This window comes from Mycolicibacter minnesotensis (assembly GCF_010731755.1).
GTDB lineage: Bacteria > Actinomycetota > Actinomycetes > Mycobacteriales > Mycobacteriaceae > Mycobacterium > Mycobacterium minnesotense.
On record NZ_AP022589.1, the window covers coordinates 3005793 to 3027026 of the forward strand.

The 21234-nt window shown below is 67.8% G+C and carries 19 protein-coding genes; 11 read left to right on the forward strand and 8 right to left on the reverse strand.

Going from position 1 to position 21234, the window contains the following annotated elements; genetic code table 11:
- Positions 1–8 precede the first annotated feature (8 nt).
- Positions 9–392 (forward strand): Sec-independent protein translocase protein TatB, encoded by a 384-nt coding sequence (gene tatB / locus G6N09_RS13995; RefSeq protein ID WP_083027128.1) that lies wholly within the window; start codon positions 9–11, stop codon positions 390–392.
- A gap of 20 nt (positions 393–412) precedes the next feature.
- Here the strand turns inward: tatB and G6N09_RS14000 are convergent, their stop codons facing one another.
- The 4 genes from G6N09_RS14000 to G6N09_RS14015 form a co-directional block, all read right to left on the reverse strand.
- Positions 413–1567, reverse strand: a complete 1155-nt coding sequence (locus tag G6N09_RS14000) for an Mrp/NBP35 family ATP-binding protein (RefSeq protein ID WP_083027127.1) — start codon at positions 1565–1567, stop codon at positions 413–415.
- Positions 1568–1629: 62 nt separating this feature from the next.
- Complete coding sequence (locus tag G6N09_RS14005) at positions 1630–2967, reverse strand: lytic transglycosylase domain-containing protein (RefSeq protein ID WP_163752802.1); 1338 nt, start codon at positions 2965–2967, stop codon at positions 1630–1632.
- Between the two features lie 108 nt (positions 2968–3075).
- On the reverse strand, positions 3076–3594 hold the full coding sequence (locus tag G6N09_RS14010) for a DUF1003 domain-containing protein (RefSeq protein WP_083028019.1): 519 nt from the start codon (positions 3592–3594) through the stop codon (positions 3076–3078).
- Positions 3591–4889, reverse strand: coding sequence for a magnesium transporter MgtE N-terminal domain-containing protein (locus G6N09_RS14015; RefSeq protein ID WP_083028020.1), 1299 nt, complete (start codon positions 4887–4889; stop codon positions 3591–3593). The genes G6N09_RS14010 and G6N09_RS14015 overlap by 4 nt, the downstream gene beginning before the upstream one ends.
- 24 nt (positions 4890–4913) lie before the next feature.
- Here G6N09_RS14015 and G6N09_RS14020 point away from each other — a divergent pair, with 24 nt between their 5' ends.
- Positions 4914–5882 (forward strand): HpcH/HpaI aldolase/citrate lyase family protein, encoded by a 969-nt coding sequence (locus G6N09_RS14020; RefSeq protein ID WP_083028021.1) that lies wholly within the window; start codon positions 4914–4916, stop codon positions 5880–5882.
- A gap of 51 nt (positions 5883–5933) precedes the next feature.
- Here the strand turns inward: G6N09_RS14020 and G6N09_RS20345 are convergent, their stop codons facing one another.
- Positions 5934–6563 (reverse strand): DUF4190 domain-containing protein, encoded by a 630-nt coding sequence (locus G6N09_RS20345; protein ID WP_163752804.1) that lies wholly within the window; start codon positions 6561–6563, stop codon positions 5934–5936.
- A 79-nt stretch (positions 6564–6642) separates the two neighbouring features.
- Here G6N09_RS20345 and G6N09_RS14030 point away from each other — a divergent pair, with 79 nt between their 5' ends.
- From G6N09_RS14030 to G6N09_RS14055, 6 genes are all read left to right on the forward strand, one after another.
- Positions 6643–7170: a YflT domain-containing protein gene (locus G6N09_RS14030; protein ID WP_083027895.1), complete on the forward strand. Its 528-nt coding sequence runs from the start codon at positions 6643–6645 to the stop codon at positions 7168–7170.
- 73 nt (positions 7171–7243) lie between these two features.
- Entirely contained in the window at positions 7244–8665 is a 1422-nt protein-coding gene (locus G6N09_RS14035; protein ID WP_083027894.1) for an extracellular solute-binding protein, read from the forward strand.
- A complete protein-coding gene (locus G6N09_RS14040; protein ID WP_083027893.1) occupies positions 8662–9543 on the forward strand; it encodes a carbohydrate ABC transporter permease in 882 nt (293 codons plus the stop codon). The genes G6N09_RS14035 and G6N09_RS14040 overlap by 4 nt, the downstream gene beginning before the upstream one ends.
- Positions 9540–10367 (forward strand): carbohydrate ABC transporter permease, encoded by an 828-nt coding sequence (locus G6N09_RS14045; RefSeq protein ID WP_083027892.1) that lies wholly within the window; start codon positions 9540–9542, stop codon positions 10365–10367. The genes G6N09_RS14040 and G6N09_RS14045 overlap by 4 nt, the downstream gene beginning before the upstream one ends.
- Before the next feature lie 4 nt (positions 10368–10371).
- Positions 10372–11517, forward strand: coding sequence for an ABC transporter ATP-binding protein (locus G6N09_RS14050; RefSeq protein WP_083027891.1), 1146 nt, complete (start codon positions 10372–10374; stop codon positions 11515–11517).
- Positions 11518–11524: 7 nt separating this feature from the next.
- Positions 11525–12133 (forward strand): suppressor of fused domain protein, encoded by a 609-nt coding sequence (locus tag G6N09_RS14055; protein ID WP_083027905.1) that lies wholly within the window; start codon positions 11525–11527, stop codon positions 12131–12133.
- 7 nt (positions 12134–12140) lie between these two features.
- On the opposite strand, the gene corA is transcribed toward G6N09_RS14055, so the two are convergent.
- Complete coding sequence (gene corA / locus G6N09_RS14060; protein WP_083027890.1) at positions 12141–13175, reverse strand: magnesium/cobalt transporter CorA; 1035 nt, start codon at positions 13173–13175, stop codon at positions 12141–12143.
- Positions 13176–13347: 172 nt separating this feature from the next.
- On the opposite strand from corA, the gene G6N09_RS14065 reads away from it, so the two are divergent.
- The 3 genes from G6N09_RS14065 to G6N09_RS14075 all read left to right on the forward strand — a co-directional run bounded on the left by G6N09_RS14065 (position 13348) and on the right by G6N09_RS14075 (position 16461).
- A complete protein-coding gene (locus G6N09_RS14065; protein WP_083027889.1) occupies positions 13348–14337 on the forward strand; it encodes a malate dehydrogenase in 990 nt (329 codons plus the stop codon).
- Positions 14338–14407: 70 nt separating this feature from the next.
- Positions 14408–15595 carry an NAD(P)-dependent malic enzyme gene (locus tag G6N09_RS14070; RefSeq protein ID WP_083027888.1) on the forward strand — a complete coding sequence of 396 codons (1188 nt, stop codon included), beginning with the start codon at positions 14408–14410 and terminating at the stop codon, positions 15593–15595.
- Between the two features lie 8 nt (positions 15596–15603).
- A complete protein-coding gene (locus G6N09_RS14075) occupies positions 15604–16461 on the forward strand; it encodes a glycine betaine ABC transporter substrate-binding protein (protein ID WP_109559034.1) in 858 nt (285 codons plus the stop codon).
- Between the two features lie 101 nt (positions 16462–16562).
- Here the strand turns inward: G6N09_RS14075 and G6N09_RS14080 are convergent, their stop codons facing one another.
- Together G6N09_RS14080 and G6N09_RS14085 are read right to left on the reverse strand one after the other, a co-directional pair.
- Positions 16563–17387, reverse strand: a complete 825-nt coding sequence (locus G6N09_RS14080; RefSeq protein WP_083027887.1) for an SDR family NAD(P)-dependent oxidoreductase — start codon at positions 17385–17387, stop codon at positions 16563–16565.
- A 100-nt stretch (positions 17388–17487) separates the two neighbouring features.
- Complete coding sequence (locus tag G6N09_RS14085) at positions 17488–21201, reverse strand: multifunctional oxoglutarate decarboxylase/oxoglutarate dehydrogenase thiamine pyrophosphate-binding subunit/dihydrolipoyllysine-residue succinyltransferase subunit (protein WP_083027886.1); 3714 nt, start codon at positions 21199–21201, stop codon at positions 17488–17490.
- Positions 21202–21234 lie beyond the last annotated feature (33 nt).

A 21234-nucleotide genomic window follows, 5' to 3' on the forward strand; every position in this document is an offset into this window, starting at 1 on the left:
ATACCGCTGTGTTCGCCAATGTCGGCTGGGGCGAGATGCTGGTCCTGGTAGTGCTCGGGCTGGTCATCCTGGGACCCGAGCGACTCCCAGGAGCCATCCGTTGGACCGGCGGCGCGTTGCGCCAGGCCCGCGACTATGTCACCAATGCCACCGATCAGCTGCGGGACGAGATCGGGCCGGAGTTCGAGGATCTGCGCGCGCCGTTGAGCGAACTACAGAAGTTGCGCGGCATGACACCGCGCGCGGCCCTGACCCGGCATCTGCTCGACGGGGACGACTCGCTGTTCAGCGCGGTGGGTGCACTGGCCGCTGAGCCCCGTCCCATGCCGCCGGCGCCGGTCGCACTGCCCGAGCCGGGCGTACCGGCTCCCTTCGACACCGACGCCACCTAGCAGGGTTGCGCCGGCGGCGTTCAGCGCCGCGCGCCTCCGGTGTCCAAACCCAACGACATTCCCACCAGCCCGCGACGGCGGGTGGCCAGCGCGTCGGCGACCTTGCGCAGCTCCCGGCCCGCCGCCGACTCCGCTGAGAGCACCACGGGCGAACCGGAGTCGCCGCCGGTCACCATCTCGCTGTCGATCGGCACCTGACCCAGCAGCGGCACGTCACGGCCCATCGCCCGGGTCAGCCGCTCGGCGACTCGCTCCCCGCCGCCCTCACCGAACAGATGCATGGTGGACCCGTCGGGCATGGCCAGGCCGGCCATGTTCTCCACCACGCCGACCACCTGCTGGCGGGTCTGCAGGGCGATGGCCCCGGCTCGCTCGGCGACTTCGGCGGCGGCCTGCTGCGGGGTGGTCACCACCAGGATTTCGGCCGAGGGAACCAGCTGGGCCACCGAGATCGCGATGTCGCCGGTGCCCGGGGGCAGGTCCAGCAGCAGCACGTCCAGATCGCCCCAGTAGACGTCGGCGAGGAACTGCTGCAATGCGCGGTGCAGCATCGGACCCCGCCACACCACCGGGGTGTTGCCCTGGGTGAACATCGCGATCGAGATCACCTTCACGCCGTAGCCGATCGGCGGCAGGATCATCGAGTCGACCTGCGTGGGCAGCGCCGAGACCCCCATCATCCGCGGCACCGAGTGGCCGTAGATGTCGGCGTCGAGCACCCCGACCGACAGGCCGCGTTCGGCCAGCGCGACCGCGAGGTTGACCGTCACGCTGGATTTTCCGACGCCGCCCTTGCCTGAGGCGATCGCGTACACCTTGGTCAGGGAACCGGGCTGGGCGAACGGGATGACGGGTTCGGCGGTATCACCGCGTAGCTGTTTGCGCAGCTCGGCTCGCTGCTCGTCGCTGAAAACATCCAAGGTGACGGTGACGGGACCGGTACCGGGCACGTCGTTGATCGCCGTGGTCACCATATTGGTGATCTCGGTCTTCATGGGGCAGCCCGCGACGGTCAGGTAGATCGTGACGTGCACGCTGCGGTCGGCGGCGATCTCGATGCTCTTGACCATGCCCAGATCGGTTATCGGACGCCGAATGTCGGGGTCCAGCACGGTGCCCAACGCGGTGTAGATCGCGTCGTGCAGGGCGGCGGTGTCATCGGGATTCTCGGACATCGTGTCCGAGTCTAGGGCAGCGCGGCAGGGCCCATGCAGGTCCCGCCCGGGGCGAGATCGCTCTAGGCCGGGGGGCCGGCCTGCGATCCTTCCTGCGGTGTGCCGGGGGCGGACTGCGGGGGCGGGCCGGCCGGCAGATCCGGGGCGCCCGGCGGTGCCGGTGCAACCGCGTACGGCGGCATCGGCGCAGGCGGGGCCAGGGGGGCCTCGGGTGGGGCGAAGGGGGCCGGCGGGAATCCGTTGGGGGGCTCCGTCGGGCTCGGCGCGGCTTGGGGCTCCAGGCAGATCATCCGGCACGCCGCCGACGGACGCGGCAGTTGTTGTTGCTGCTGCTGTTGGTTGTTGGCCATCCAGGGCGGCAGCCAGGGCAGGTTGGCCAGCTGGGTTTCGATGCTTGGTTGACCGAGGTCGATCAGCGTTGACTCGGCGGGATGCTCGACCGGCGACATCCCGTGCAGGCTGAGCGATTCTGGACCGAGCCCCTCCGGGTGCTCCAAGTGCTCCAGGTGCAGGTCGGCGATCGGCGGTGCCGGGCCGACGATAGGTGGCAGGTCGACGGGAGCCACCCCGGTGGCGTAGGCCGCCGCCCAGCCCATCACGTTCTCGGCGTAGGCCATCGAGTTGTTGTAGCGCAGGATCGCGGTCAGCACCTGCGACTGTTCGCGCAGGTTCATCCCGCCACTGCACAGGTAGCGCGCTGCGGCCAGGGTTGCGTCGTAGACGTTCTGCGGGTCCGCGCGACCGTCGCCGTCACCGTCGGCGGCATACCGTGACCAGGTCCCGGGCAGGAACTGCATGGGACCCAGCGCGCGGGCGTAGACCACCCGGCCGGGGGCGTTGCTGGCCACGATAACTTCGTTGCCGGGCAGCGTGCCGTCCAGCGCGGGCCCATAGATCGGTTGGAGCACGTTGCCGCGGGCGTCGGTGGCCCCGCCGTTGGCGTGCCCGGATTCGATGCGGCCGATACCGGCCAGCAGGTTCCAGCTGATCCCGCATTCAGGTGCGGCGACCGACATCTGTTGTTCGGCGTTGCGATAGGCGGCCAGCGCCGTGCTGGGGATCCCCAAGGTGCCCGGCGCATAGACCACCGCCGCCGGTGGCGCCGACGGAGCGCCCGCCGCCACCCGCAGATTCGTCTGCGGGCGGGGAACCGCAACCACCGATGGGCCCGAGGAACGGCCGGTTGAGGAGGTGTTCACCGAGGCCGCCAGCGGGGTCACCGCGGCACTGCGCAGCGGCAGTGTCGTCGACGGGGAGCGGGGTGTGGCGCCCACGGCGCCGGCAAAGACCAACGGAGTGATGAACGTCAGGCCGAACGCAGGCCGCAGGGCGGAACGCGCCGCACGCCGCAATCTGGCGGTGCGGGAAACGCGCTCCGTTGCGCCGCCCCCTGTTGGCACTCGATCGCCCCTAATTTCTGCTAGATGAAACCGTCCGGGCTTCGTGAACTAGGTCACCATACCCAACGGCGATGCTGCTGATGGTCGTTATCTGGTCTGGGTCACGTGTCACCCCGGCCGGTTCGCGGTCTCCGCGGTGGGGGGCTCAGGCTCAGGGCGAAGTGACTCGAGCAGTTCCCGAACGCGTTCGAGCTCATGGTGCAGATAGTCGCGGGTGGCCACCTCGCCGACCGCCAGGCGCAGGGACGCCAGCTCCCGGGCCAGATACTCGGTGTCGGCCTTGGTCTGAGCGGCACGCCGACGGTCCTCGTCCAAACTGACGCGGTCGCGGTTCTCCTGACGGTTCTGAGCCAGCAGGATCAACGGCGCGGCGTAGGCGGCCTGGGTCGAAAATGCCAGGTTGAGCAGGATGAACGGGTAGGGATCCCACTGGAACCGGATCGCGTAGACGTTCAGCAGAATCCATCCCACCACCAGCACCGTCTGAATGGCCAGGTAGCGCCCGGTGCCGAAGAACCGCGCCACCGATTCGGTGAACCGGCCCAGCGCGTCGGGATCCATGTTCAGGCTGGGCAGCCGTGAGGTGCGGGGCGTAGAGAGCCGCTGTGATGTGGAGCGGTCGGTCACGACGGCCTCCCGGAGAGTTTCGGCCCCAGGTCCGGTTCGGGTGTTTCGCGCCAGTCATCCGGCAGCAGGTGGTCCAGCACGTCGTCGACCGTCACCGCACCCAGCAGGTGATTCTGTTCGTCGAGCACCGGCCCGCAGACCAGGTTGTAGGCGGCGAAGTAGCGGGTGAGCTCGGCCAGCGACACCTCGGGGTTCAATGCCGGCAGGTCGGAATCGACGAACCCACCAATGAGTTCGGCCGGTGGCACTCGCAGCAGCCGCTGCAGCGCTACGCAGCCCAGGTAGCGGCCGGTCGGGGTGGCCGTGGGGGCCCGGGTCACGAACACCAGCGACGACAGCGCCGGCGTGAGGTCGGGGTCGCGTACCCGGGCCAGCGCCTCGGCGACCGAGGTGTCGGCGGTCAATACCACCGGGTTGGTGGTCATCAACCCGCCCGCGGTGTCCGGGGAGTGCTCCAGCAGCCGGCGGACCGGATCGGAGTCGTCGGGGTCCATCCGCGCTAGCAGGGCTTCGGCTTCGGTCGGGTTCATCACGCCCAGTAGGTCCGCGGCGTCGTCGGGGTCCATCTCCTCAAGGACATCGGCGGCCCGGTCGGTGCCCAGCTGGCCCAGCACGACGGCCTGACGTTCCTCCGGCAGCTCCTGGAGGATGTCGGCGAGACGGGCGTTGTCCAGCGCGTTGAAGACCTCGTAGCGGCGTTTGGGCGGCAGGTCGCGGATGGCGTCGGCGACCTCGATCGGCCGCCACCCCTCGAATTGCTGCAACAGTTGTGCGACGCCCTGCCCCGGCATGGCCAGCGCGGACGGAGTCAGTCCCTGCACGTTGTGCCAGTCCACGATGTGCACCGCGGCGCGTCGCCCCAACCGCCGAGAATGCCGCACCGCGATCCGCGTCACCAGCCAGTCGCGGGTGCGGCTCTGCTCGATGGCCAGGTCGGTGATCGCCACGTCGACGCCGGCCAGCTCCGGGAGCTCCAGATCGGAGACCCGGACCTTGGTGTCCAGAACCTGGCCGAGTACCAGGGCCTCGCCGGGCCGCTGGTTGAACTTGCGCAGTGACACCGTTCCGGTGTTCAGGGTGACCGCGTTGGGCTCGATCGAGGCGACCCGCAGAATCGGTACGAAGATGCGCCGACGGGTGGGCAGTTCGACGACAAGGCCCAGCACGCGCGGCTGTTGGCGCACGATGCTGAGACTGACCACGACATCGCGGACCCGGCCGACGGATTCACCGAAGGGGCCCAGTACGAGCATCCGCGCGAGCCGCGCTGCATAAACCCTGTTGCTCGACGCCATGGTTGAAAGGGTAGGAGTATTTAGGTGACCAACGCATATCGCCCCCGCCGTACTTGCCTGTCAGTACCTGGCAGCAGTCAGAAGATGATCGACAAGGCCAAGGGCCTGCCTGCCGACGAAGTCTTCCTCGACTTGGAGGATGCGGTGGCTCCGGCGGCCAAGGAGCAGGCGCGGACGTTGGTCGCCGCGGCGCTCACCGCGAAGGACTGGACGGCGCCGTTGCTCGGGGTCCGGGTCAACGACTGGACCACCCCGTGGACCCACGCCGACCTGATCGAGGTGGTCTCGGCGGTCGGCGCCGCCGGGGCTCGGCTCGACGTCATCGTGCTACCCAAGGTGTCCGATGCCTCGCACGTGCAGGCGCTGGATCTGCTGCTCACCCAGCTGGAGACCATCCACGGGCTGCCGGTCGGGCAGATCGGTGTCGACGCCCAGATCGAGGACGCCCGCGGCTTGATGAATATCAACGCCATTGCCGCGGCACCCCGAGTGCAGGCGTTGGTGCTCGGACCCGCCGACCTGATGGCCAGCCTCAACACCCGGACCTTGGAAGTCGGCGAGCAGCCCGAGGGCTACACCGAGGGCGACGCCTACCACCACGTGTTGATGACGATCTTGGTGGCGGCGCGCGCCCATGGGGTCGCTGCGGTCGATGGGCCGTATCTGAAAGTGCGTGACGTGGAAGCGTTCCGGCGGGTCGCCGGCCGCTCGGCCGCGCTCGGCTTCGATGGCAAATGGGTGCTGCACCCCGACCAGATCGCCGCGGGCAACGAGATCTTCAGTCCGCGCCAGTCCGAGTACGACCATGCCGAGTTGATCCTGGAGGCTTACGCCTGGCACACGTCGCAGGCCGGCGGCGCTCGCGGTGCGGTGATGCTCGGTGATGAGATGCTCGACGAGGCCAGCCGCAAGATGGCGCTGGTGGTGGCGGGTAAGGGCCGCGCGGCCGGAATGCGCCGTGAGGCGCCACCGTTCACACCGCCGTCGGCCTAGCCAGTCCTGGCCGCTCGGCGGCTGTCTCGGCCCAGTCCTGGCCGCCCAGATCTAATTGACGGCGATCATCGCCAGGATCAACGAAAACGTCACGGCCACACCGCCGATCGCCGTGCCGGCTACCGCAAGGCCGTGGCCGGCCTCACCGTTGGACTTGATCTGGTTGAGCGCGACCACTCCGAGGATGACACCGGCCAGCCCCAGCGGCCAGAACACCAGGCCGAGCAGCGACACCACCAGTGAGCTGACAGCCAAGACATTGGTCTTCTGTGCCTGGCCGGGATTGAGGTAGTTGCCCGGATACGGCGTGCCGTAGCCCGGGTAAGTGGGGGGCGGTGTGCCGTAGCTCGGCGGCGGGTAGCCCGGCGGGGCTCCCAGCCCCGGGTAGTCGCCCGGGGCGGGGGGCGCCGGGGGCAGGTAGCCACCGGGGGGCAGGTAGTTGCCCGGCGGTGGGGGAGGCGGATAGCTGCCGGCACCGGGGGGCGGCGGGAATCCGGGCGGCGGGAAACCGGGAGGCGGCGGGAAACCGGGCGGGGGATAGCCAGGCCCCGGCGGGTAGCCTTCGAAGCCCGACGGGTACGGCCATCCGCCCTGGTCGGGCGTGGGCGCTCCCGGGTCGGCCCAGGGCTGGTTGGGGTTGCCTCGTGGATTCTCGCCAGAATCCCCGCCGGGAGCTGTCATGCTGTTCAACCTAGCCGATGCGCCGGGTTCGGCCTGTCGTCCGACAGTCCGCAACTCGGAGCGAGGAGAGAGAAATCCCATGACCAGCCCCTTCCAGCCCGGACAAGGCCCCGGTCCGATCGGTGCGGCAGGCCCGCCGGGACGTCGTGACCCGGCCCGACTGCCGACCCCGCCGCAAGGCTGGCCGATCGGGTCCTACCCCACCTACGCCGAGGCGCAGCGCGCGGTGGACTATCTGTCCGATCAGCAGTTCCCTGTTCAGCAGGTGACGATCGTCGGCGTGGACCTCATGCAGGTCGAGCGGGTCACCGGCCGGCTCACCTGGCCCAAGGTGCTCGGCGGCGGAGTGCTGACCGGCGCCTGGCTGGGCTTGTTCATCGGCCTGGTGCTGGGCATTTTCAGCGACAACCCCACCCAGGCGTTGGTGACCGGTCTGATCGCCGGAGTGTTCTTCGGCTTGATCACCTCGTCGGTTCCCTATGCGATGGCCCGCGGGACAAGGGATTTCAGTTCGACCATGCAACTGGTTGCGGGCCGCTACGACGTGCTGTGCGATCCGCAGAGCGCCGAGCAGGGCCGGGATCTGTTGGCCAAGCTCACTCTCTGACTCTGCGTTGTTGCGTAGCGTGGCCGGGCGGCCTTACCGTCGTGGCACGAAACGGCAACGGGAGGCAAGAGGCGTGGCGAGTCGGCGCGGTCGCGTACGGCGGCTGGGCGCGGCTGCGCTGACCGCACTCACCGTTGCCTCGACGGGAACGGCGTGTGGGTCCGCAGGTGACGGCGCCGGCGTGCCGGTGATCAGCGTCTATACCCCGGCCAATGACACCGCGACGTTTCGTGTTCTCGCGCGGCGCTGCACCGAACAGGCCGGCGGCCGCTACCGAGTGCAGCAGTTCAGCCTCCCGCGCGCCGCTGACGACCAGCGTCTGCAACTGGCGCGCCGGCTCACCGGCAATGACCGCTCCCTGGACGTGATGGGTCTGGACGTGGTGTGGACCGCCGAGTTCGCCGAGGCCGGCTGGGCGTTGCCGCTGTCGGCGGACCCGGCGGGCAGGGCCGAGGCCGACGCGGTCGACGACACGCTGCCAGGACCGCTCGCCACCGCCCGTTGGAAGGGTCGGCTCTACGCCGCGCCGGCGGTCACCAATACCCAATTGCTCTGGTATCGGCCAGATCTGATGAAGACCGCGCCGGCCACCTGGGATGGCATGGTTTCCGAGGCCACCCGCCTGCACGCTGCCGGGGAGCCCAGCTGGATCGCGGTGCAGGCCAAGCAGTACGAGGGCCTGGTGGTGTGGTTCAACACCCTGCTGCAAAGCGCCGGCGGCCAGGTTCTTGCCGACGATGGCAAAACCGTCACCCTCACCGACACTGCCGAGCACCGGGCCGCCACGGTCGCCGCGCTGCGCGTGATGAAAGCCGTCGCGACCGCCCCGGGAGCCGACCCGTCGATCACGCAGAGCGATGAGGGCACCTCCCGACTGGCGTTCGAGCAGGGCAAGGCGGCGCTGGAGGTCAACTGGCCCTTCGTGCTGCCGTCCATGCTGGAGAACGCGGTCAAGGGCGGGGTGGGATTCCTTCCGCTGCAGGGACGGCCGGATCTGGCCGGCAGCATCGACGGCATCGGCTCCTTTGCGCCCAGCGACGAGCAGTACCGGATCGCCTACGACGCCAGCCGCGGCGTGCTGGGGTTCGCGCCCTATCCGGAGGTGGTGCCGGGTCACCCGGCCAAGGTGACCCTCGGTGGGTTGAACCTGGCTGTGGCAAAGACCTCCCGCCACCGCAGCGAAGCCTTCGAGGTGGTGCGCTGCCTGCGCGACGTGGCGAACCAGAAATATGTGGCCATCGAGGGCGGACTGCCCGCGGTGCGCGCCTCGGTCTACTCCGACCCGCAGTTCCAGGAGAAGTATCCGCAGCACAAGGTGATCCGTCAGCAACTCACCGATGCCGCGCTGCGTCCGGCGACGCCGGTGTATCAGGCGGTGTCGACGCGGATATCGGCGACCTTGGCGCCCATCACCGCGATCGACCCCGAACGAACCGCCGACGAGCTCACCGTCGAGGTGCGCAAGGCCATCGACGGCAAGGGACTGATTCCGTGACCCGCGCTGACGACGTTCGTGCGCAGCGGCGCCTGGCGTTGGTTCTGGTCGGTCCCGCGGTGATCCTGATGCTGGCCGTCACCGCCTATCCCATCGGTTACGCGATCTGGCTCAGCATGCTGCGCTACAACCTGGCCACCCCCGACGACACCGCGTTCGTCGGCCTGGCCAACTATCAGACCACCCTGACCGACTCCTACTGGTGGACCGCGTTCGCGGTGACGCTGGGGATCACCGTGGTGTCGGTGGCCATCGAATTCGTCCTCGGCTTGGCGCTGGCGCTGGTCATGCACCGCAGCCTGTTCGCCAAGGGGATGGTGCGCACGGCGGTGCTGGTGCCCTACGGGATCGTCACGGTCGCTGCCGCCTACAGCTGGTACTACGCCTGGACGCCAGGCACCGGCTACCTGGCCGATCTGCTGCCATCCGGCAGTGCCCCCTTGACTCAGCAGCTGCCCTCGCTGGCCATCGTCGTGCTCGCCGAGGTCTGGAAGACCACACCGTTCATGGCGCTGTTGCTACTGGCCGGGCTGGCGCTGGTACCCGAGGAACTGCTCAAGGCGGCGCAGATGGACGGCGCCGGGCCCTGGCGCCGGTTGGTGACCATCATCCTGCCCATGATGAAACCGGCGATTCTGGTGGCCCTGCTGTTCCGCACACTGGACGCGTTTCGCATCTTCGACAACATCTATGTGCTCACCGGAGGCTCCAACAGCACCGGTTCGGTGTCGATCCTGGGCTACGACAACCTTTTCAAGGGCTTCAACGTGGGCCTGGGCTCGGCGATATCGGTGCTGATCTTCGTCTGCGTTGCGCTGATCGCGTGGCTGTTCGTCAAGGTTTTCGGCGCCGCCGCACCGGGATCGAGCCAACAGTGACCGAGATTCGTCGTCGCACCGCCTGGCTGATCATCGACCTGGCCGTTGTGGTGTACGCGCTTGTCCCGGTGTTGTGGATCTTCTCGCTGTCGCTCAAGCCCACATCGACGGTCAAGGACGGCAAGCTGATTCCGTCGTCGATCACATTGGACAACTATCGCGGTATCTTCGCCGGCGACGTCTTCGGCTCGGCCCTGATCAACTCGGTGGGAATCGGCCTGATCACCACGGTGATCGCCGTCGTGATCGGGGCGATGGCCGCCTACGCGGTGGCCCGCCTCGAATTCGTCGGCAAGAGGCTCTTGGTCGGGGCAGCCCTGCTGATCGCCATGTTTCCGCAGATATCTTTGGTGACACCTATTTTCAACATCGAGCGAGCCACCGGATTGTTCGACACCTGGCTGGGACTGATCATCCCCTACATCACCTTCGCGCTGCCGCTGGCGATCTACACGCTCTCGGCGTTCTTCCAAGAGATCCCCTGGGATTTGGAGAAGGCCGCCAAAATGGACGGTGCCACCCCCGGTCAGGCGTTCCGCAAGGTGATCGCACCCCTGGCAGCGCCGGGGATCGTCACCGCCGCGATCCTGGTGTTCATCTTCGCCTGGAACGATCTGCTGTTGGCGCTGTCTCTGACGGCCACCAAGTCCTCGGTCACTGCGCCGGTGGCGATCGCCAACTTCACCGGCAGTTCGCAATTCGAGGAGCCGACCGGTTCGATCGCGGCCGGGGCCATGGTGATCACGGTGCCGATCATCGTCTTTGTTCTCATCTTCCAACGACGGATCGTGGCGGGATTGACCTCCGGCGCGGTGAAGGGATAAGCCGATGGCCGAGATCGAACTCCTCCACATCAGCAAGAGCTACCCCGACGGTGCCGTGGCGGTGAAAGATCTGTCGCTGAGCATCGCCGATGGCGAGTTCATCATTCTGGTGGGCCCCTCGGGCTGCGGAAAATCGACCACGCTCAACATGATCGCGGGGCTTGAGGAGATCACGTCGGGGGAGCTGCGCATCGGTGGACAGCGGGTCAACGAGCGCGCACCCAAGGACCGTGACATCGCGATGGTGTTCCAGTCCTACGCGTTGTACCCGCACATGACCGTGCGGCAGAACATCGCGTTCCCCCTGACGCTGGCCAAGATGAAGAAGCCGCAGATCGCCGAGAAGGTGGACGAGGTGGCCAAGATCCTCGACCTGTCCGCCCTGCTGGATCGCAAGCCTTCGCAGCTGTCGGGTGGCCAGCGTCAGCGTGTCGCGATGGGACGCGCGATAGTGCGGCACCCCAAGGCATTTCTGATGGACGAGCCGCTGTCGAATCTGGACGCCAAGCTGCGGGTGCAGATGCGCAGCGAGATCGCCCGCCTGCAGCGCAGGCTGGGCACCACCACCGTCTACGTCACACATGACCAGACCGAGGCCATGACGCTGGGAGACCGGGTGGTGGTGATGCACGGCGGAATCGCCCAGCAGATCGGTACCCCCGACGAGCTCTACCAGCGACCCGCCAATATGTTCGTCGCCGGTTTCGTCGGCTCGCCGGCGATGAATTTCTTCCCGGGCACGCTGACGCCGGCCGGCGTACGGCTGGCCGTCGGCGAAGTCCCGCTCAGTGCCGAGGTTCGTGACGTGATCGGGAGGCATCCGGACCCGGCCGGCGGCGCAGTGGTGGTCGGAGTGCGACCTGAGCATCTCGGCGATGCCGCGCTGCTCGACGAGGTCGCGCGGTCCGCGGCGGTGACGTTGGGGGCCCGCGTGGATCTGGTCGAATCGCTGGGGGCCGACAAGTACCTGTACTTCACTCCCGCCGCCTCAGGCGAAAATCCGGTCGAGAACGAGCTGGTCGCACGGGTTCCCGCTGCCTCCAAAGCGGTTGCCGGGCAACCGATCGAGTTGGCGCTGCGACCCGAGACAGTGGTGGTTTTCGACGCCACCACCGGGGCGAACCTCAGTGTCGCCCCGGCCGGGCGGTGAGCTGTCGGTGAGTGTCGATCTGAAGCTCGTGCGCGAGCATGTCGGGCAGCACTTCGCCGCGGCGGGATTGCCCGCCGCGCCCGACACCGCACGGGTGACGTTCTTGGGGGTCGAGGCCATCGAGGTGCTGCGATTCGGTCCGGGACCGGACCGGATGGTGCATTACGTCTCGGCGGGTTGTTCGCGCCACCCGATGGGCGACCCCGGCCAGCTGGTCGCGGACCCGGTCCTCGGCCCCCTGGCCGAAATTGTTGTGCGCCTGCGATCGTCGGGCTCAGACACCGGGCTGGCCCGCAGCCTCGCTGCGGTGGCGGCAGCCCCGGTGGTCGAGGGGGTGGTGCTGGCGCCTGACGCGCTGATCGACCTCGGCGGGCCACTGTGGACGGGGCCTTCGGGTCCGGTGCCGTTCACCGCAGTGTTGTTGGGCGAAAGTGACATCGCCGATTTGGCGCTGGCGCCGCCACGTGAACCGGTGCGGTTCCTGGCTGCCATCCCGATCACCGCCACCGAGGCGGCCTGGGTGCGGCTCAAGGGCGCCGAGGCCCTGCGGGAGGCCTGGCGCTCCGACGGCGTGGACACCTTCGACCCGGATCGCCGCGCCTCCCAGCCGCAGTAGGTGGCGCCTAGAGCCAGCCGTTGCGGCGAAAGGCGCGGTAGAGCACCGCGGAGATCACGCCCATGCCCGTCACCACCAGGGGATAGCTGAACACCCAGTGCAGCGCGGGCATGTAGTCGAAGTTCATGCCGTAGATGCCGGCGATCATGGTCGGGACGGCGATGATGCCGGCCCAGGCCGACATCTTGCGCATGTCGGTGTTCTGCTGCATGCCCACCCGCGCCAGCGCGGCCTGCACCAGCGAGCTGAGCAACTCGTCGTAACCGGCGATCTGCTCGGCGGCGCGCGTCTGGTGGTCGGCGACGTCGCGCAGATACCGCCGTACCTCTTTGGAGATCAGATCCCGATAGTCGGTCTGCATCCGCTCAAACGGCACCGACAGTGGCGCCACAGCACGTCGCAGTTCGACGACCTCACGCTTGAGCTGGTAGATCGGTTCGACGTCGGTGCGGGTGCCCGGTGCGAACGCGGCCTCCTCGATGACGTCGATATCGCTCTCCATGAGGTTGGTCACCTCGACATAGCGGTCCACCACGTAGTCGGCGATGGCATGCATCACGGCGAACGGACCCAGTCGCATCTGCTCGGGATCGCTGTCCATCCGCCTGCGGACGTCGGCGAGGCCGCTGTGGTCGCCGTGACGGACGGTCACCACGAAGTTCTTGCCGACGAAGATCATGATCTCGCCGGTCTCGACGATCTCGCGCGGCAGCACGGCCGACTCGTGCGGGACGTAGTTGACGGTCTTGAGCGCCAGGAACAGGGTGTCGTCGTAGCGTTCCAGCTTGGGCCGCTGGTGTGCCTGAACGGCATCTTCTACCGACAGTGGGTGCAGTTGGAACGTGGTTGCCACACCCTGCATCTGGGCCTCGCCCGGCTCGTGCAGGCCGACCCAGACGAATGCCGGGCGGCCTTCGGCCTCGATCTCACGCACTTTGGCGCGTGCGCCCGCGGGGGTAAACGTCCCGGGAACCCGCTCGCCGTCGGCGTAGACACCGCAGTCCACCAGTACGCGGGGTGCCGGATCGTGCAACGCGGTCATCGCGGCTCTCCCTCCGGCGCAGGTGCCGGTGAAATGCTACGCGCCTGGCGCGGACCTGCACGGTGAGCGCGTTTCTTCGGCGGGGTCCCCGAGTTTCGGGCAGGACGCCGGTGCGCTAGTTTCGACCCGGACCTAAGCCAGACCAGCCGAACTCGTTCGAGGAGCACTTGACGTGAGCACAACCCCACTCAAGGTGGCCGTCACCGGCGCCGCCGGCCAGATCGGCTACAGCCTGCTGTTCCGCCTTGCCAGCGGCTCCCTGCTGGGCCCCGACCGGCCGATCGAACTTCGCCTGCTGGAGATCGAGCCCGCCCTCAAGGCACTTGAGGGCGTGGTCATGGAGCTCGACGACTGTGCCTTCCCGCTGCTGTCGGGCGTGCAGATCGGCTCGGACGCGAACACGATCTTCGACGGCGTCAACCTGGCGCTGCTGGTCGGCGCCCGCCCCCGCGGACCGGGCATGGAGCGCAGCGACCTGCTTGAGGCCAACGGTGCGATCTTCACCGCGCAGGGCAAGGCGCTGAACGCCGTCGCCGCCTCCGACATCCGGGTGGGTGTGACCGGCAACCCGGCCAACACCAACGCGCTGATCGCGATGACCAACGCCCCCGACATCCCCAACGAGCGCTTCTCCGCGCTGACCCGCCTGGACCACAACCGGGCGATCTCGCAGCTGGCCTCCAAGACCGGCGCCAAGGTCACCGACATCAAGAAGATGACGATCTGGGGCAACCACTCCGCGAGCCAGTACCCGGACGTGTTCCACGCCGAAGTCGGCGGGCGTAACGCCGCCGAGGTCGTGGGCGACCAGGCTTGGATCGAGAACGACTTCATCCCCACCGTCGCCAAGCGCGGCGCGGCGATCATCGATGCGCGGGGCGCCTCGTCGGCAGCTTCGGCCGCGTCGGCCACCGTCGACGCAGCGCGGAGCTGGCTGCTCGGCACTCCCGACAATGACTGGGTGTCGATGGCCGTGGTCTCCGACGGCTCCTACGGCGTGCCGGAGGGCCTGATCTCGTCGTTCCCGGTCACCACCTCCGGCGGCGACTGGAGCATCGTGCAGGGCCTGGAGATCGACGACTTCTCCCGCAGCCGGATCGACGCCTCGACCGCTGAGCTGGCCGAGGAGCGCGAAGCCGTCACCGGACTGGGCCTGATCTGAGCGCGGCGGGCGCCCACGGGCGCTTGCCGTCGACGGTCGAGGTACAGCAGCGCAGTACCCTGGACTTCCGATGACCGAGAACCTTGCGAACATGGTGAACAGCACTCCGATCGTCATCGGAGATGAAGAGATCTTCGAAGCCCATGCGGGCGGAAAGATCTCAGTCGACCTGAAAACCCCACTGGACAGCCAACGCGCGCTCTCTATCGCCTACACCCCGGGTGTCGCTCAGGTCAGTCGCGCCATCGCCGCCGACCACACGCTGGCGGCCCGCTACACCTGGGCGCACCGGCTGGTGGCCGTGGTCAGCGACGGTACGTCGGTACTCGGTCTAGGCGACCTCGGGCCATCGGCGTCGCTGCCGGTGATGGAGGGCAAGGCCGCGCTGTTCAAGACGTTCGCCGGCCTGGACTCCATTCCGATTGTGTTGGCCACCAAGGATCCAGACGAGATCGTGGAGACGCTGGTGCGCCTGCGGCCCTCGTTCGGCGCGGTCAACCTGGAGGACATCTCCGCCCCGAGGTGTTTCGAGATCGAGCGCCGCGTGATCGAGGCGCTGGACTGCCCGGTGATGCACGACGACCAGCACGGCACCGCGATCGTGGCCCTGGCGGCCCTGCTCGGTGCGGCCAAGGTGCTCGACCGCGATATCGCGTCCCTGCGGGTGGTGGTCTCCGGTGCCGGCGCCGCGGGTGTGGCTTGCGCCAACATCCTGCTCTCGAGGGGCATCACGGAGATGATCGTGCTGGATTCCCAGGGTGTGCTGCATCCAGAGCGTCCCGGCATGAACGACGTCAAGCTTGAGCTGGCGCAGCGGACCAATCCCCGGGGACTGACCGGCGGCTTGGCCGAGGCGCTGGCCGGTGCCGACGTCTTCCTGGGCGCCTCAGGGGGAGTCGTGCCCGAGGAGTTGATCGCCACGATGGCTCCGGGTGGGGTGGTGTTCGCGCTGTCCAACCCCGACCCTGAGATCCACCCCGAACTGGCGGCCAAGTACGCGGCGGTGGTCGCGACCGGTCGCAGTGATTTCCCCAATCAGATCAACAACGTGCTGGCCTTCCCCGGCGTGTTCCGCGGTGCACTGGACGCCGGTGCGCGCCGGATCACCGAGGCGATGAAGTTGGCTGCCGCGGAGGCGATCTTCTCCGTGGTCGCCGACGATCTTGCGCCCGACCGCATCGTCCCCAGCCCGTTAGACCCGCGGGTCGAGCCGGCCGTGGCCGCGGCTGTCGCGGCGGCTGCCGATACAGCGTCGTAGAGCCCACGGTGCCCAGGCCGCTAGGACATCACCTGCGCCGCCTGGCGCTGGTAAGCGTGGCCGTGTTGCTCGCCGGTTGCGGCGCGCATCCGGGCCCGGCGCCGCTGGCGGTTGGCATGTCGCCGGACCCGCAGTCGCAGATACTGGCTCACCTGTATGCCAGCGCCTTACGCGGTACGGGTGCGGCGGTGCGCGTGGAGTCCGCCGCCGACCCGGTCGCCGCACTGGATGCGGGGGAGCTGACCGTCGTGCCCGGTTTCACCGGACGCTTCCTGGTGATGTTCGCCCATGATTCCGCCGCGCGCTCCGACCGTGGCGTCTACTGGGCGCTGGCCGGTGCGCTGCCGGAGGGGCTTGCGGTCGGCGACTACGCGATGACCGCCGAGGACAAGCCCACGCTGGCGGTGACGAAGGCGACCGTGGCGGCGTGGGACGGCGCCGACCTGGCCACACTGGCACGGCATTGCGCCGGATTGACGGTCGGCAGCGTCCGGGGTGTCTCGGTGCCGAACGCGGTGGGAAGCTGCACGTTGGCCAAGTCCCGCGAATTCTCTGACGATGCAGCGTTGTTCGCGGCATTGCAGGCCCGCCAGATCGGCGCGGCCTGGTCCAGCACTGCGGCCCCCGACGTGCCGGAGGGTGCGGTGCTGCTCAGCGACGCCCACCCCGCACTGGTGCGCGCCGAGAACGTGGTGCCGCTGTATCGCCGCAATGAGCTGACCGAAGCCCAGGTGCTGGCGGTCAACCAGGTGGCCGGCGTGCTGGACACCGAGGCGCTGGCGGACATGCGTCGCCAGGTGGCCGACGGCGCCTATCCACAGACGGTGGTGGACGCTTTCCTCGACGAGCACCCGCTCGGGCGCTAGGAGCAGCCGTACGGCCGCCGCGAGCCGGAATATCGCTGCGAGACACGCCGGTGTGGCGTCGTCAGTTTCCGGCTGGGCGGCCCTGATCGGCCCCTGCTCCTCTACCGGGGCCGGAGCTTGGGGATCCCGAACGAGAACAGCCGCTGATACTTGGAACCCAGGATGCGCACCAGCAGGTCAAGAATCCGCGCGTCGTTTCCGATCAGCACGCGGGCCCGGCCCTTGCTGACCCCGTCGAGTATCACTCGGGCGGCCTCTTCGGCGCTGGTGGAGGCCAGCTTCCGGTCGAAGAATTCGGCCATCGCCGCGGCGTCCAACCCTTCGACCACGGTGGCATTGCGGGCGATCGCGGTCTGAATGCCACCCGGGTGCACCGTGGTGACCTTGACCGGATGCTTGGCGATAGCCATCTCCTGGTTCAACGCCTCGGTGAAGCCACGGACGGCGAACTTGGCTGCGTTGTAGGCAGCCTGGCCGGGCATTGCCAGCAGACCGAACAGGCTGGAGATGTTGATGACGTGTCCGTCGCCAGATTCGATCAGGTGCGGCAGGAAGGCCTTGGTGCCATTGACCACGCCCCAGAAGTCGACATCCATCACCCGCTCGATGTCCTTGAACGGGCTGACTTCGACGTCGCCGCTGAACGCGATGCCGGCGTTGTTGTAGATCTGATTGACCTTGCCGAAGTGTTCCTTGACCTCGTCGGCGTAGGCCAGGAACGCCTCGCGTTCGGTGACGTCGAGGCGGTCGGCCTTGACTCGTACGCCCAGTGCGGTCAATCGCCGCTCGGTCTGGGCCAGGCCCTCGGTGTCGACGTCGCTGATCGCCAGCTGCGCTCCGGCGCGGGCCAACTCGATGGCCAGCGCCTGACCGATGCCTGAACCGGCACCGGTGACGACAGCGACTTTCCCGGCGAATCCCTGCATGTGCTCTCTCCAACGGTCGGTGGAACAACCGAGCTTAACCGGTACCGCCGGTACCGAATAGATGGCCCCGTCGAGTGCCTCAGCCGTGCGGCTTCGTTCCTCAGCCGAAAGCCGAGTCGATGATCTCCTGCTGCTCGACGGCGTGCACCTTCGACGACCCAGACGACGGTGCCGACATCGCCCGTCGCGAGATCCGCCTGATGCCGGTCAGCTTCTCCGGCAGCAATTCGGGCAACTCCAGACCGAACCGCGGCCACGCCCCCTGGTTGGCCGGCTCCTCCTGGACCCAGAAGAACTCGCGGGCGTTCGGGTAACGGTCCAGAGTCTCCGCGAGGCGACGCTTAGGCAGCGGGGCCAACTGCTCCACGCGCACGATCGCGATGTCGTCGCGGCTGTCCTTGGCCTTGCGGGCCGCCAGCTCGTAGTAGATCTTGCCGCTGGTCAGCAGTACCCGACTCACCGTGCTGCGGTCGCCGATGCCGTCCTCGTAGGTGGGTTCCTCGAGCACCGAGCGGAACTTGACGTCGGTGAAGTCCTTGATGTCGCTGATCGCCGCCTTGTTGCGCAGCATCGACTTCGGAGTGAACACGATCAGCGGCCGCTGGATTCCGTCGAGTGCATGCCTGCGCAGCAGGTGGAAGTAGTTCGACGGCGTCGAGGGGACCGCGATGGTCATCGAGCCCTCGGCCCACAGCTGCAGGAATCGCTCGATGCGCCCGGAGGTGTGGTCGGGACCTTGCCCCTCGTGGCCGTGCGGCAGCAGCAGCACCACGTTGGACAGCTGGCCCCACTTGGCCTCGCCCGAGCTGATGAACTCGTCGATGATCGACTGCGCGCCGTTGACGAAGTCGCCGAACTGCGCCTCCCACAGCACCATGGCTTCCGGGTTGCCCACGGTGTAGCCGTATTCGAAGCCGACGGCCGCGAACTCCGACAGCGGTGAGTCGTAGACCAGGAACTTGCCTCCGGACGGGCTCCCGTCGGCGTTGGTGGCCAGCAGCTGCAGCGGGCTGAACTCCGCGCCGTTGACCTGGTCGATGATCACCGAATGCCGCTGCGAGAAGGTGCCGCGGCGGGTGTCCTGCCCGGAGAGCCGGATCAGCTTGCCGTCGGCCACCAGCGAGCCCAGCGCCAGCAGTTCGCCGAAGGCCCAGTCCACCTTGCCCTCATACGCCATCTCGCGACGTCGCTCCAACACCGGCAGGACGCGCGGGTGCACGGTGAAGCCCTCGGGGATCGACATGAACGCGTCGCCGATGCGGGACAGCATCGCCTTGTCGACGGCGGTGTTCAGGCCGCGCGGCATCGCCTGTTCGGACTCGACCGATTCGCTGGGCAGCGCGGCATGCTTCTCCAGCTCGCGGATCTCGTTGAACACGCGTTCCAGCTGGCCGTGGTAGTCGCGCAAAGCGTCCTCGGCCTCTTTCAGCGAAATATCGCCGCGGCCGATCAGGTCTTCGGTGTAGCTCTTGCGGACACCGCTCTTGGTGCCGATCACGTCGTACATGTACGGGTTGGTCATCGACGGGTCGTCGCCCTCATTGTGCCCGCGGCGGCGGTAGCACAGCATGTCGATGATGACGTCCTTGTGGAACTTCTGCCGGAAGTCCACCGCCAGGCGTGCCACCCAGTCGCAGGCCTCGGGATCGTCGCCGTTGACGTGGAAGATCGGCGCGCCGATCATCTTGGCCACGTCGGTGCAGTACTCGCTGGAACGGGAATAGTCCGGTGCCGTGGTGAAACCGATCTGGTTGTTGACCACGATGTGGATGGTGCCGCCGGTCTGGTAGCCGGGCAGCAAGGCCATGTTCAGCACCTCGGCGACCACGCCCTGGCCGGCGAATGCGGCGTCGCCGTGCAGCATCATCGGTACCACCGAGAAGGCCGGCTCTTCGTCGGTGCCCAAGGTGCCCCGGTCCAACAGGTCCTGACGCGCGCGGACCAGGCCTTCGAGCACCGGGTCCACTGCCTCCAGGTGAGACGGGTTGGCGGTCAACGACACCTGAATGTCGTTGTCTCCGAACATCTGCAGGTACACCCCGGTTGCGCCCAAGTGGTACTTGACGTCGCCGGAGCCGTGCGCCTCGGCCGGATTCAGGTTGCCCTCGAACTCGGTGAAGATCTGCGAGTAGGGCTTGCCCACGATGTTGGCCAAGACGTTGAGCCGGCCACGGTGCGGCATGCCGATGACTACCTCATCCAGACCGTGCTCGGCGCACTGGTCGATGGCCGCGTCCATCATGGGGATGACGGTCTCGGCGCCCTCCAGCGAGAAGCGCTTCTGGCCGACGTACTTGGTCTGCAGGAAGCTCTCGAACGCCTCGGCCGCGTTGAGCTTGCTCAGAATGTACTTCTGCTGCGCCACAGTGGGTTTGACGTGCTTGACCTCGATGCGCTCCTGCAACCACTGCTGCTGCTCGGGCTCGAGGATGTGGGTGTACTCCACGCCGACGTGGCGGCAGTAGGCGTCGCGCAGCACCGACAGGATCTCGCGAAGCTTGCGGATGTCATTGCCGGGCAGGCCGGTGACCTTGAACTCCCGATCCAGGTCCCACAACGTCAGACCGTGACTCTGCACGTCCAGGTCGGGGTGGCTGCGGAATCGGGTGTTGTCCAGGCGCAGTGGGTCGATGTCGGCCATCAGGTGGCCGCGGTTGCGGTAGGCGGCGATCAGCTCGACCACGCGGGCGTTCTTGTCGACGACTGAGTCCGGGTTGTCGGTGCGCCACCGGACCGGCTCGTAGGGGATGGACAGCTCGAAGAAGATCTCGTCCCAGAACGCATCCGATAGCAGCATCTCGTGCACGGTGCGTAGGAAGTCGCCCGACTCCGCGCCCTGGATGATCCGGTGGTCATAGGTCGAGGTCAAGGTGATCACCTTGCCCACACCGAGCTGGGCGATGCGCTGTTCGCTGGCCCCCTGGAACTCTGCCGGGTATTCCATGGCACCGACACCGATGATGGCGCCCTGACCGGCCATCAGCCGGGGCACCGAGTGCACGGTGCCGATGGTTCCGGGGTTGGTCAGCGAGATCGTGACGCCGGCGAAGTCTTCGGCGGTGAGCTTGCCGTCCCGGGCCCGGCGGACGATGTCTTCGTAGGCGTCGACGAACTGTGCGAAGCGCAGCGACTCCGAGCCCTTGATGGCGGCCACCACCAAAGACCGCTTGCCGCCGGCTCCGTGCAGGTCGATGGCCAGCCCCAGGTTGGTGTGGGCGGGTGTGACCGCGTTCGGCTTCCCGTCGATCTCGGCGAAGTGCCGGTTCATGTTCGGGAACTGCTTGACGGCCTGCACGATCGCATAACCCAGCAGGTGGGTGAACGAGATCTTGCCGCCGCGGGTCCGCTTGAGCTGGTTGTTGATGACGATGCGGTTGTCGATCATCAGCTTGGCCGGCACCGCGCGCACGCTGGTGGCCGTGGGCACCGCCAACGAGGTGGACATGTTCTTCACCACAGCGGCCGCGGCACCACGCAACACCTGCAGCTCGTCATCGCCGGCCGGAGCGGGCGCCGCCGCCGGTGCGGGCTTGGCGGCGGGCTTGGCGGGCGCCGCAGCGGCCGGGGCGGGCTTGGCGGCCGGCGCCGCGGGGGCAGGAGCAGCTGCGGCAGGAGCGGGTGCAGCTGCGGGCGCCGGGGGTGCCGCGGCAGGGGCGGGCTTCGCAGCGCCGTCGCCTTGCGATGCGTCAGGTTTGTAGTCCGCCAGGAACTCGTGCCAGCTCGGATCCACCGAGGAGGGATCCTCGCGGAATTTGCGGTACATCTCCTCGACTAGCCACTCGTTCTGACCGAAGGGTGAACTGATACCGCTCACGACAGCTTCTCGCCTCGATTCCTGGTCGTCTGG

Excerpts from the sequence above, each read along its gene's own strand:
- G6N09_RS14000 (WP_083027127.1), bottom strand. The coding sequence starts at position 1,567 with ATGTCCGAGAATCCCGATGACACCGCCGCCCTGCACGACGCGATCTAC.
- G6N09_RS14015 (WP_083028020.1), bottom strand. The coding sequence starts at position 4,889 with ATGGCGTCGAGCAACAGGGTTTATGCAGCGCGGCTCGCGCGGATGCTC.
- G6N09_RS20345 (WP_163752804.1), bottom strand. The coding sequence starts at position 6,563 with ATGACAGCTCCCGGCGGGGATTCTGGCGAGAATCCACGAGGCAACCCC.
- G6N09_RS14030 (WP_083027895.1), top strand. The coding sequence starts at position 6,643 with ATGACCAGCCCCTTCCAGCCCGGACAAGGCCCCGGTCCGATCGGTGCG.
- G6N09_RS14050 (WP_083027891.1), top strand. The coding sequence starts at position 10,372 with ATGGCCGAGATCGAACTCCTCCACATCAGCAAGAGCTACCCCGACGGT.
- corA (WP_083027890.1), bottom strand. The coding sequence starts at position 13,175 with ATGACCGCGTTGCACGATCCGGCACCCCGCGTACTGGTGGACTGCGGT.
- G6N09_RS14070 (WP_083027888.1), top strand. The coding sequence starts at position 14,408 with ATGACCGAGAACCTTGCGAACATGGTGAACAGCACTCCGATCGTCATC.
- G6N09_RS14080 (WP_083027887.1), bottom strand. The coding sequence starts at position 17,387 with ATGCAGGGATTCGCCGGGAAAGTCGCTGTCGTCACCGGTGCCGGTTCA.